Below are 12,821 nucleotides of genomic sequence, written 5' to 3'. Positions count from 1 at the left end.
CTTTATCACTTCTTTACTTTGCTTCTTTAAAGATGATTTTACTGATCTTGACATTGGTTCCTGCAGGTGAGCCTCCAAAGTCGAAGAACAGACGGATGGCTGACGCATCGGCACCTTCTTTCAGCGTTGCATTCTTCAGGGTGAAGGTGAAAGGCTCGTCGGCCTTGATGTCGTGACGTCCCTCACAGAAGAAGTTCGTATCACCTGCGTCGGTGAGCTTGATGGTTACACCTGGGCAATCGTTGTCGGCCTCAACAACCATCTTGAAGTTGTACTGTTTCGCAGCACTTGCCGTAAGTTCTGTATCGATATGGAACTGACCCTGCCACTGACTACTGCCAATACCCTCGGGAAGTTTAATCTCGTAGGTATCACCGATATGCTTACACTCATCGTTGGGGATCTGTGTCCAACTGTCATCGGCAAACCAATAGCCGAACTTGCTTTTAACCGAACCCTCGTCGACACTCTTCCACAGGTTGTCGGCATCATCGTAGTTCATGCTGACAGCCTCCTCAAAGTAGATATTACTAATCTTAATATGTGCACCTGCAGGAGAACCTCCGAAGTCAAAGAACAAACGGATGGCGGAAGCATCAGCACCTTCCTTCAGAGTGAGGCCCTCACGCTTCAGGATGAACGGTGTGCCACCCTCCACGTCGTTACGCTCCTCGATAAAGAAGTTGCTGTCGCCAGCATCGGTAAGTTTGAAAGTAACACCAGGCAGATCCTGATCAGACTCCATCACGAGATAGAAGTTATAGGTCTTTGAAGCCGAAGCCGTGAGTTTAGTATCGATGTGATACTGCCCTTGCCACTGGCTGCCGCCCAAACCTTCAGGGAGTGTTAGCTCATAAGCATCGCCTTTGTGAGTTGCCTCTGCATAAGAAATCGGACTCCAGCTGTCGTCGGCGAAATAGTACCCCATCTCACTAGCAACAGTGCCTTCATCAACAGCCTTCCAAAGGTTGGCTGAAGAGGCGTAGTCCCAATCCATCACATCTTTAGGCTTATCGTTCTCTGATTCGTTTTCACCATTAATCAGAATGAAACGCCAGGCAATAGATCGGTCGGGAGCATCGTAGACCAACACCATTTTCTTAGCGGTCAGACTCTCGATACGGAACTTTGGATTCTCATACTGAGCATCGCTGGAGATATAGGGGAATGCGGTGTTGTCAGCAAGCTGAATGTAGGTTTGCTTGGTGATATTGCCATCAGCATCCTCCCAGTCGTAAACTTCAAAGCTCCAAGTAGATGTCTGATCGCCAATGGTTGCATCGAAGTCAGCAGCCTCTGAGCCCCATTTGGTGGTACCTGTATTCACATAGGTTTTACCATCCTCACCTGCGCTATAGGTGTACGTACCCCCCTTTCGGGTGTCGGCAGTAAAAGTGATGCGGTCATCGTAGACACCGAAGTCCTTTTTATCGTCTGGCTGTGCCGACCACCAGCCAGCACCATCAGTACCAGCAGGACCACAACCCATGTGAGCCACTTCCTTATTGGCGATGCGCCACTCCTTACCAGTAATCTTACGGAAATCGGCACTATAGTCGACCTTTGTATCATTGAATGTGAAGGTCTTGCTGACAACGCCCTGGCTGAAACCATTACGGTTACCCAGCTTCAGATCGATGGTATAAGTGCCTGCTTCAGGATTCTGATAACCAACCTCCTGCAGTGTAGAATAGCTATTACCATTAAGGATCCACACAGGATAAGTACCAGCCTGCGGGGTATAAGTAGCAATCATCTGGTTGGTCTCCTGATCGACGGTGATATTAAAGTCGACACCGTTTACTGACGGAATACCATTGGGGTCTGCGCCATCGAAACTCTCGGGCGAACAGGCGGTGAATAAAGGTAAAAGGTAAAAAGGTGAAGCCTTTACAAGTCCTTTAACCTTATTATATATATTCGTTTTCATATCTTTTGCTTTTTAGTATTTTACCTTTTTACTTTTAATAGTTATTCTGCACAAGTGTGGGGTCAGCATCAAGCTCGCTCTGTGAGAGAGGAATATGCTTCTTATTGGGTGTCCACGAGTTAGTGCGATAACCATAACTGTCGGGTACGAGTTTTACGGTAGCCTTCTCGGTAGCACCGCTGATACCCTCGGCACGTACCAAGTCGAAGTAGCGCTTACCTTCGCCACAGAACTCCAAGTGGCGCTCATTCAACACGTCGTCGATAGATACGCTAGCCAGATTGGCCAGTCCGGCACGTGCGCGGACCTCGTTTACATAACCTGCAGCCTCAGCAGCACTGCCACCAGTCTGCAGCAACAGTTCTGCAGCGTTCAGCAGGGTCTCCGCATAACGATAGATGCGTTTATTGTTGTTGTAATTCAGATTCTTTGAGGTAGGACAATCCTGATTGTTAGCGCTCTGTGGACGATACTTACCATGCCAGATGTGCGTATCCTGATAACGCTCAGTGTAGGTATAGCCACGAACATCCCAGCAGGTTACATCGCGACGCTTGTCGTTATCAGCATACATGTTGTAAGCCTCAAGTCGCATGGGCAGGAATCCCCAGCCGTCGTTGCCGCTGTCCCATCCATCGCCACCTGCCCAACCGTTAGGTGAGCAGAGTGTTGGGAATACGGTACCACCAGCGTGCATAGATGTACCCCAATCGCGCTGTGCGTTGTCGTCATCGTAGGTAATCTCGAAGATGCTCTCTGAGCACATCTCACCACTTTCGTCGAACAAATCCTTAAAATCAGGATTCAGTGCGTATTGAGAGTCACCGATAATCTGCTTCATATAACCCAAAGCTGTGGGATAGCGGGCAGAATCGTTCTGATACATCACCATCTCGGCATAAAGCATGTAGGCCATCGCCTGAGATACGCGACCTTCGTTGGCAGCATCCCAACGCATAGGCAGAACGTTCGATTTGATGATCTCCTCAAGTTCTGGCAGCAACTGTGCGTAGATTTCGTCGGCAGTCATCTGCGGAGCAGTATAAGGCTCGCTCAGGTTCTCCAGATAGAAGGGTACATTACCATAGTAATGCCACAAGATATTATAATAGTACACGCGGAGCAGTCGGGCCTGCATCTCATATGAAGTGCGGTTCTTCTCGTTACCACCGCCCCATGAGCAGTATTTGATGACATCGTTACAGCGTTTGATGCCGCTATAGAAGTCGCCCCAGAGTGTACCCAATGTGTTATTGCCGTCACCCTCAAAGTTGAAGAGCTTATGCCAGTGCTGGTTGTCGCTGATACTTGAACCACCTACCCAAAAGTCATCGCCCATAATCTCGGCATCGCAAGTCAGGTCGTTATAGGCTGTTCCGTCCCAGTCGGGCCAGTGCAGTGGAGCATAGGCCGAGGTACATGCCTCGTTCAAATGCTCATCAGTCATATAATATTCCTCCAGAGGTTCTCCAGTAGGATTCTGTACTTCCAGGAAATCGTCGCTACAAGCAGAAAGCGATACTGCAACCACTCCAGCGCACAATATTCTATATATCTTTGTATTCATAATTTTATCTGTCTTTTAATTATTCATTATTCCCAAACTTACAGTGAGAGGTTGAAACCTACAGTAAAGATGCGAGCCTGAGGATATACTCCGTAGTCTACACCCATAGAAGTGCTGCTGGTACCAATCTCAGGATCGAATCCCCAGTATTTAGTCCATGTGAACAGGTTCTCAGCACGTACGTAAACGCGGAAGCGCTCGATATTAACCCTGTTTGTGAGGTTGCGAGGCAGCGTGTAACCCAGTGAGATGTTTTTCAGACGCAGATAGCTGCCGTCTTGTACATAGATGTCACTAACAACCCAGTTCTTCGAGTCGCCCAACTTCAGCATAGGGATCTTGTTTGATGTACCCTCGCCTGTCCAGCGCTGCAACACCCAAGTTGGATAGTTACCTGATGCGATATCCTGACGCCATGTAGCATCGAAGATGTCGGCACCACTTACCCCCTGGAAGAACAGGTTGAAGTCGAAGCCCTTCCAGTCTGCATTAAAATTAAGACCGAAGGTCCAGTCGGGAGTTGGCTTACCGATCTTGGTACGGTCGTCACTGGTGATGTGGCCGTCGCCGTTAACGTCGACGAAGATCAAGTCACCAGGGTTAGATGTTGCATGGTTCTTTGCATTGTATGCATCGGCCTCGGCCTGATTCTGCAGGACACCAGCAGTTTTATATCCATAGAAGTATGGGAAAGGCTGACCGTTCTCAGCACGAGTACCACCATCGCTGAACTGTGAGATACCATAGTTCAGGAAACCAGTATCGTTACCCAGGTTCTTCAACTTGTTTTTCAGATATGATGCATTACCCTTTACAGAGAAGTGTGCATCACCGATGTTCCACTTGTAGCCAAGTTCGAACTCGATACCACTGTTCTCCATATCACCTACGTTACCAATAGGCTTTGTCTCGCCGACATAAGAAGGGATAGGCATGGTCATCAGCATTCCGTTGGTCTTCTTGATGTAGTAGTCGATAGTGAATGTCAGCTTGTTATTCCAGAATCCGAAGTCGAGGCCCAGATCAGTCTGTTCACTCTCCTCCCACTTCAGGTTCTCATTAGCCAATCCGTTAGCCTTCGAACCATAGTTCATTACCCCCTGACGTCCGAAGAAGTAGTTACTTGTACCACCGGTAGTGGTCAGCACGGTATAACGGAAATCACCGATGTTCTCATTACCGTTCTTACCCCAGCTGGCACGGAACTTCAGGTTAGTCAGCCAGTCGCTGGTGTTCTTCATGAAGTCCTCGTTCATAATATTCCAACCGATAGAGAATGAGGGGAACACACCATATTTATTATTAGAACCGAAGCGGCTTGATCCGTCACGACGGATAGTGCCCTGGAACATGTACTTCTCGTCATAGTTGTAGCTCAGACGGGCAAAGAGCGAAGCCAGATGGTGCTCAACATACGGACCAGCCCAACCGTTTACCAGACTCTTCACGCCAGTGATGTTACCATCGGCATCGGTAGTCGTCTCGATACTGCCGCCTGTTGTGTAGTCAACATAAGGTTTGTTTACGTTAATCAGGTTCCAGTGCGAAGCACCTACATAGCTACCCTTGTACTTCAAAGCGCTCTGACCCAGCACTACACCAATAGAGTGTTTGCCAAACTCCTTGTCGTAGGTCAGTGTATTTTCAACCTGCCATTGGGTGCTGTTGGCTTTCTCTGATGAAGCCGAGGTGTGGTCGGCATTGTTGTTACCTGAGAGGTAGTACTTTGATATCGTAGCACCATCGCTGCCCCAGAAGCTCTGCTCAGCGCTCCAGGTGAAATGGTACTTCAAGTTGTCCCACAGCTGCAGGTCGATTGAGAACTTAGGCATGAACTTGTGACTCCAGCCCTTGCTGGGGTTGCCCTGCATCATGGCGATGGGGTTGTTCTGCTCCTGATATGAACCTACAAAGTTAGGAATAGTGTAAGGATTGCCTTGGGCATCACGATACAAGTCATAGGCCGAATAACGGTCTATCATCTCCTGAGCCACGTCGCCCTTCAGTGTAACAGGCAGTGTGGGAGCCAGGTAAAGTGCAGAACCCAGAGGCGAGCCCCATGTAGAGTTGGTGTCGATACCCGTACTATGCGTGCGCATATATGACAGGTTGGCACTGATATCGAGTTTATTCAGGAACGAACGTTCCTTTGAATCGTCGAAGATATTGAACTGGTTGTTTGAACGCAGAGTCAGACGATCGTAGTTTGAACGGCCATAATTACCGCCTACAATACCATCCTGAGTGTAATATCCCATTGACAAATAATAGTTTACCTTCTCGGTAGCACCACTTACCGATACGTCGTGCTGAACTACAGGAGCATTGTCGTTAAACAGCAGTTCCTGCCAGTCGGTACCAAAACCAGTAATCTTCTGACCATTAGCATCAGTCAGGTTATATGGATCAGCATACAGGGGAGCTTGTCCACCATTCACGTATTTCTCGTTCTGCAGGATGGCATAGTCAGTAGCACTTGTTACATCGCGATGCTTCCAGGCACTCTGCCAACCATAGCTGAAGTTATAGTTAATCTGAGTCTTTCCAATCTTACCCTTCTTGGTGGTTACCAGAATAACACCATTGGCAGCACGCGCACCGTAGATGGCACCCGATGCAGCATCCTTCAACACCTCGATACTCTCGATATCGTTGGGGTTAACGCTCTCCAGACCATACTGATCGGCAGGCATACCATCGATAATGTACAGCGGATTGGTATCATTAATAGTACCTGTACCGCGCACACGGATCATCGACTGTGAACCTGGCTGACCTGATGACGATGTAACGTTTACACCAGCAGCCAGTCCTTTCAGGGCATCGTCGGCACGCAGACGTGTCTTTCCCTCCAGATCCTCAGCGCTTACCTTGGCGATAGAGGCTGTTACCACACTCTTCTTCTGCACACCATAACCGATCACTACAACATCCTGCAGCGTCTGGGCGTCTTCCTTCAGTGTGATGCGCATGTTATTCTTGGCGTTCACCTCAAGAGTGGTAAAGCCAATATATGAAATAATAATAGGTGTACCCTCGTTCACCTTCAAAGTGAAATGACCATCCATATCAGTGATGGAGCCATTCTGAGGATTACCTTTCTCGACAACGGAAGCTCCAATAACGGGCTCTCCGAGGTCATCAGTCACAGTTCCCAAGATACCTTGGGCATGCATAGCCACCGACACCATCAGTGCCAATAGCATCATCATAAACCTGCTTTTTTTCATACTGTTTTTTAAATTATCGTTAATATTGAGTTAGAATTTACCCTATTTAGGATTTGGATGCAAAATTATGAAAAAAAGCAATCGGAATCCGGAGGATTGACTTCAAAAGTGGACGACTTTATGGGGTTAAAAATTGTAAGCCACTGATAATCAACAAAATATTCCGCCCACAATTTCTTAAAAAAGTGGACGGAATATAGATGTGTATAAAATACAATTTATGGAATTATCCAGATTTTAATCTTGGAAATAGACGCGTTTCACGCGGTTGCTGACACCTGTAAGCACCTCGTAGGGGATGGTGTCAAGTGTGTCGCTGAGCACAGTTACAGGCAGATGTTCACCAAAGATTTCCACCTGGTCGCCTTCCATACAAGGAATGTCCGTGACATCAATCATGGCCACATCCATACAGATGTTTCCCACATATTCAGCCTTTTGTCCCTTGACCAGACAATAGCAATTACGATTGCCCAGATGACGGTTCAGGCCATCGGCATAACCAATGGGAATTGCGGCTATGACAGAGTCGCGTTCTATTTTTCCTTTACGACTATAACCCACAGTCTCGCCAGCAGGCACATGACGCAACTGAAGAATGGTAGTCTTAAGGGTTGAAACAGTATTCAGGATACGATTATCACGCGGGTCAACGCCGTAAAGACCGAGACCAAGACGACACATATCCATCTGACGTTCGGGGAAATGTTCGATACCTGCCGAATTGTCCATATGACGAAGAATACGATGACCGAAGGCTGCTTGCAGTCTTTGGCTTCCCTCTTCAAACAGAGCGAACTGCTGAGCAGAGAACTCATCGAAGCCATCGCTGTCAGAGCCTACAAAGTGACTGAACACACTACGTGGAATGATGGCATTCTGGTGTTTCAAGCGGTCGATGAGCTTAAAGATATCATCCTTAGGATCGAAGCCTAAGCGATGCATACCCGTATCGAACTTAATGTGTACAGGCCATCCTGTGATACCTTCCTTGCGGGCTGCCTTGATAAGCGCATCCATCAGTCGGAAGCTATAGACCTCAGGTTCCAGGTCGTAATCGAACATGGTCTTAAAGGCAGTCATCTCAGGATTCATAATCATGATATTTGCCGTGATGCCAGCCTTTCGGAGAGCGACACCTTCATCAGCCACGGCAACAGCCAGATAATCAACACGATGATCCTGCAGAGTCTTAGCAATCTCCACAGCACCCGCTCCATAAGCATCGGCCTTGATCATACAAACCATCTTGGTCTCAGGTTTCAGGAAAGAGCGGTAATAGTTCAGATTCTCTACCACAGCATTGAGGTTCACCTCAAGAATGGTCTCGTGTACTTTCTGCTCCAACTGTTCCGTAATCTGATCGAAACAAAAGCTGCGAGCACCTTTAAGCAGTACCAGTTCGTCACGTAAACCTGCAAAGGCATCGCTCGAAAGGAAATGCTTCACATCGGCAAAGAAAGCCTTGTCGGCAATCTGTATTTTATCGGCCTGAGCCATAAGTTCAGGACCAATGCCAATAAACTTATCAATACCACGCTTCACAGCCAGTTCGCTAACTTGCGCATAAAGGGTTTCTGGTGCAGAGCCCGTTTGGAAGATGTCACTCAGAATAAGTGTCTTCTTAGCAGCCTCACGACGATTCATGAAGTCGAGGGCTATATCGAGCGAGTTGATATCGGAGTTGTAAGAATCATTGATGATAACACAACCACGTTGCCCTTGCTTCACCTCCAGACGCATGGCCACAGGTTCGAGTTTCGCCATCCGGTCGGCAATCTGACTTGGCGTAAGCCCCATATATAATGCTACGGCAGCGCAGGTGATAGAGTTCTCGATAGAAGCCTCATCGATAAAGGGGATGGTATAGCAATTCTCCTCTTCCTGCCAGATATAAGTGATTTTTGAATCCTTCACTTCCTTGACAAAAAAAGCGGCCTGCTCATCACACATAGACCACGCGATTTTCTCACCCTTGTAGTTCATACGGCGGATGCAACGGCTCACGATATCATTGTCGGAACAATAGACCATGGCCTCTGTATCGTGCATCAGTTCAAGTTTCTCCATACATTTCTCTTCCATGGAACGGAAGTTCTCCTGATGGGCGGAGCCAAGCGAGGTGAGCACACCTATTGTGGGCTGAATGATGTCACGCAATGCATACATCTCGCCAGGCTGACTGATGCCGGCTTCAAAGATACCCACCTCAGTCTGTTCGTTCAAAAGCCATACAGACAAAGGTACACCAATCTGCGAGTTATAGCTGCGAGGCGAGCGCACAATCTTCTGTGATGGCAAAAGCAGCTGATAAAGCCACTCCTTCACCATGGTCTTACCATTTGAGCCCGTAATTCCCACAATGGGCAGATCGAACTCGTCGCGATGGCGTTCTGCAAGTCGCTGCAAGGCAGCCAAAGGAGATGGTACAACAAGGAAATTAGCATCTTTCATGCCATTAAGGCCATCGGTTTGTGTTTCAAGAATCCCCTTTGCCTCGACTACGAAATTACGCACCCCACGACGATAAAGATCAGATATGTAGCGGTGTCCGTCATTTCGGGCAGAGCGAAGTGCAAAAAACAAGGTTTCTTCGGGGAAGCAAAGTGAACGGCTATCAGTCAACAGCCAGCCTATTTGGGCATCAGCCTCTCCAATACGACGGGCGCCAATAAGCGTCGTTACTTTCTCAATAGAATATTTCATCTTAACTTTTTAACTTTTTTACCTTCTTCTATAGTGCAAAGGTAGGGTATTTTTTCCGCATCTCCTCTACTTTTAACATAGTTTTATGCATAAATGCCTTATATTCTTTCGACTCTGCGTCGAAAGGTTTATGACTCAAGGCAGCTTTCAGAGGTGCCCACTCCTTTAGAAAGACCTTGGCTTCATCGCTCAGGTACATTTCCGACAATCGCTGCCAGATGTACTCAACAGCCTGAGCTGATGGATGCAACATATCCTCGGTATAGAAACGGTAATCGCGCAGCTCATCGTTTACAATCTCATAGGCAGGAAAATACCCCGCCCCCACAACCTGGCGAGTGGCGAGCAATAAGGTTGCCTTGGAAAGCTGGGAACCATGATAACCATATTTACGATAGCGGATGGGACTGACGGTGAGTATCACCCTGACCTTAGGATTACTCTGGCGCAACAGATTGACAGCCTTCTGCAGATAGTCGGCACACTCGTCGACAGAGAGCTCTTTCTCGACGAACAGCGACTGAGGCCGCTTCTGACAATTATCCACAATCTTCCCCGTTTCCTTGAGAATATAAACGTGATTTGTGCCAAGGGTGAGGAAAACCGTCTTTATTAAACTCAGTTCCTCAGGCGACAAGCGTTCGATGGTATGAAGCACTGACGCGGGATTATACATCACCCCAAAAGGATTAACGGTGGCACAGAACTTCTCTTCCAGAAACCTGCGTCCGATGCTGTCAGCGAAACAAGAGCCTACAAAGAGTATCTTCTCGCAGGGATCAATCCTGAATCCAGGATCCGTGACATCGACTATCGTTCTAAACTCCATCAGCTACGACTGATTTGCAAGCCTGTTGCAGAGAGTGTCATGTCTACAAAACGGGCATTCTTATTTATACGCTGGCTGTTTAATACCTGCTTGATGCGGGCGGCAGCCTCGGGATCTTTTGCAATCATATAGAGATAGCCTCCGCCACCAGCGCCAGGAAGCTTATAGCCCAGACAAAGATCATCAATCTGAGCGGTCAGGGCAGCTACGGCATCAGGATTTGTACCGCTATCGAGCAACTGGTTTTGCTGCCACGTCTTACGCACCAACAAGCCCACACGTTGGAAATCGTTCTGCTGAATAGCCTCATACATTTCCATCGTATGTTCCTTCATCTCACGAAGCAGACGGAGCTCACCGCCATGATTCAGGAACATGCGCCGCACAATCTCGGCCAGAATACTCTTAGCCGTACGGGTGATGCCTGTATAATATAAGAGGTGACACGGGCGATACTCTGGTTGTGTCCACAGGTCGTTGGGAAGCCATTTCACCTGAGGACTCTGATTGAAGCCCCTGCCCGTCTGCAACAGTTTCACGCCACCGAACACGCCACCAAACTGATCCTGCCAACCACCCCCAGTAGTGAGCATCTGCTCCAGCATCAGTGTGCGGCGCCCTATCTCGTTCTTATCCCATCCCAAACCACAGAAATCGTTCAAAGCTCCAAGAACTGTCGAAGCCAGGATGCTCGATGTGCCAAGCCCACTACCAGCAGGGATAGCAGAAAGCAGCGTCAACTCAATCCCACTACCAAAAGTCTCAAGCTGTTCCCGTAAAGAAACGTTCCCATGACCAAATCCTGCCAATACGAGGGCAGCCTTAGGGATAGAGAAAGGCGAGCCTACATGTATGAAATCTGTGAGTTGCTCATTGATCTCAACCACCTCTACAGCACCAAGGTCGATACTACGAAGCACGATGTGCGGTTCTCTTGATGGACGGATATATGTCTGAAGCGGGGGCTGACCATTCAGTTCGATGGCCAGGTTTATCACGTTTCCACCTTCCATCAAGCAGTAAGGAGGTGTATCGGTCCAGCCGCCTGCAATATCAATACGCACAGGAGAGCGCCCCCAGACAATCTGATCGTCGGCCACACAGAGCGATGGTCCCTGAGTTTGTTGAAGAAGGCCATCACCCGCGCACAGGCCTTCGCGCAAAAGGGCAAAAGCCTTATCACTATCGCCACGAAACATTGCATTGTGGATACGTGTCATCAAAGGCGCGTCTTCAGGCAACTCCGATGGCATAGGGATGCCACCTTCCTTGAACTCCTGAGCAGCATCAGCCAAGTCGAGCTGATAGAACACACTGTGATGCCAGTTCTTAGCCAACGCGCCCCAGTTCTGCTGACGGAACGCCTTTCGCTGGGCAAACAGGCGACGCAGATTAGCACGTTCGGCCAGCTCATTACTATTCAGAGGCTCATCAATCCGATAACGGCGCACCTCATAGTCGTCCTCGCCAACAGGTACTGCATCGATACACTCACCAGGCTCCAAACTGATGTCCCAGTCATTCTCAGGCACACCCGTAATCACATGATCGTGAGTCAAGTGCCAACGAGGCCCGATATAACTATTTTCTATCCAGATATTACTATTCTCATCAGTAAAAGGAATCTTCGTGACAGCGTTCTGCACAAAGATGCTGGGGTGAGGCTTACGATCCAGATGCATGATTTCACGCTGATCGTTCACCAGATTCTGGATTCTCAGCGTTGACAAGATCATCTCGCGAGAGGTGCCGAAATGATAGAACTCACCACCGGCAAGTGGCACAATGGCGACACTCAGATCTGATATCCTGCCATCAGGCTTGGTTGGATCAGTACCCAGAGCACAGCCGAACTCGCCATAGAGGTCATATTCTCTACCCTCGCTACGGTTCATCAACAGCTTGACGGCCCTGTCGCTGAGCAGCCACACACCAATATCCGTCAGATAGAAATGATCTTTCATGAGTTCCCCCAACGTCTGCACCGATGGTTTCTGAAGCATCTGTTTGAGAACCGACGGCGTACGACGGCTACTCACAAACACACCATGATTCTTAGCCACCGAGGCATCGAGCCACAAACCATAGCATACGACATCTGCCTGTGGTATCGGCTGTAGGGGCTGAGTGGCGCGGATAAGCACATCGCCACTGACAACCATCGTATGGATATTGTCGGGAGCCATCTGCATCATCTTCTCATAAAGCGGCAGCTGGACACTCAACAGATTCTGAGAGAGCTTTTGCCCACGCTCCCATCGGAACACAGGCAGAGGCATCAGCACTTTCCCCGACACAGCGTAACTTGGCAAGCGCTTGCTCTGTCCACCCGCATGTATCAGGATTCGCTTCTCCTTAGCAAGCCATTCGTCAAACGTGCCCTCACCATCGTTCTTATAACACTCCTGCAATAGCCAGGTTGTACCTCCTCCACTACCCAGACGATGCCCTACGGGGTCGCAGGTTGCAAAGTACTCATCATGATCCAGTCCCGTTACATCATGAAACGCACTCACCAGATTGGGTGGCAAAGACAACAGTTTTCTCACCTTTTATATC

The 12,821-nt window shown here is 48.6% G+C and carries 6 protein-coding genes; all 6 read right to left on the bottom strand.

Annotated elements, in window-relative coordinates:
* Positions 1-13 precede the first annotated feature (13 nt).
* On the bottom strand, positions 14-1,930 hold the full coding sequence (locus BMX82_RS07650) for a hypothetical protein (RefSeq protein WP_091767578.1): 1,917 nt from the start codon (positions 1,928-1,930) through the stop codon (positions 14-16).
* A 34-nt stretch (positions 1,931-1,964) separates the two neighbouring features.
* Positions 1,965-3,497 carry a RagB/SusD family nutrient uptake outer membrane protein gene (locus BMX82_RS07645; RefSeq protein WP_091767575.1) on the bottom strand — a complete coding sequence of 511 codons (1,533 nt, stop codon included), beginning with the start codon at positions 3,495-3,497 and terminating at the stop codon, positions 1,965-1,967.
* 38 nt (positions 3,498-3,535) lie between these two features.
* Positions 3,536-6,727 (bottom strand): SusC/RagA family TonB-linked outer membrane protein, encoded by a 3,192-nt coding sequence (locus BMX82_RS07640; protein WP_091767572.1) that lies wholly within the window; start codon positions 6,725-6,727, stop codon positions 3,536-3,538.
* Positions 6,728-6,964: 237 nt separating this feature from the next.
* A complete protein-coding gene (locus tag BMX82_RS07635; RefSeq protein ID WP_036910263.1) occupies positions 6,965-9,433 on the bottom strand; it encodes a bifunctional UDP-N-acetylmuramoyl-tripeptide:D-alanyl-D-alanine ligase/alanine racemase in 2,469 nt (822 codons plus the stop codon).
* A 28-nt stretch (positions 9,434-9,461) separates the two neighbouring features.
* On the bottom strand, positions 9,462-10,262 hold the full coding sequence (locus tag BMX82_RS07630) for a GSCFA domain-containing protein (RefSeq protein ID WP_036910262.1): 801 nt from the start codon (positions 10,260-10,262) through the stop codon (positions 9,462-9,464).
* Entirely contained in the window at positions 10,262-12,811 is a 2,550-nt protein-coding gene (locus BMX82_RS07625) for a bifunctional fucokinase/fucose-1-phosphate guanylyltransferase (protein ID WP_091767569.1), read from the bottom strand. The genes BMX82_RS07630 and BMX82_RS07625 overlap by 1 nt, the downstream gene beginning before the upstream one ends.
* Between the last annotated feature and the right edge of the window lie 10 nt (positions 12,812-12,821).

It is taken from the genome of Prevotella sp. khp7, from assembly GCF_900109055.1.
In the GTDB taxonomy this organism is placed as follows: Bacteria; Bacteroidota; Bacteroidia; order Bacteroidales; family Bacteroidaceae; genus Prevotella.
This window is presented reverse-complemented; position numbering and strand designations above follow the sequence as displayed.

What these genes read in the sequence shown, in the direction of transcription:
- BMX82_RS07650 (WP_091767578.1), bottom strand. Translation starts at nt 1,930, where the DNA reads ATGAAAACGAATATATATAATAAGGTTAAAGGACTTGTAAAGGCTTCA.
- BMX82_RS07645 (WP_091767575.1), bottom strand. Translation starts at nt 3,497, where the DNA reads ATGAATACAAAGATATATAGAATATTGTGCGCTGGAGTGGTTGCAGTA.
- BMX82_RS07640 (WP_091767572.1), bottom strand. Translation starts at nt 6,727, where the DNA reads ATGAAAAAAAGCAGGTTTATGATGATGCTATTGGCACTGATGGTGTCG.
- BMX82_RS07635 (WP_036910263.1), bottom strand. Translation starts at nt 9,433, where the DNA reads ATGAAATATTCTATTGAGAAAGTAACGACGCTTATTGGCGCCCGTCGT.
- BMX82_RS07630 (WP_036910262.1), bottom strand. Translation starts at nt 10,262, where the DNA reads ATGGAGTTTAGAACGATAGTCGATGTCACGGATCCTGGATTCAGGATT.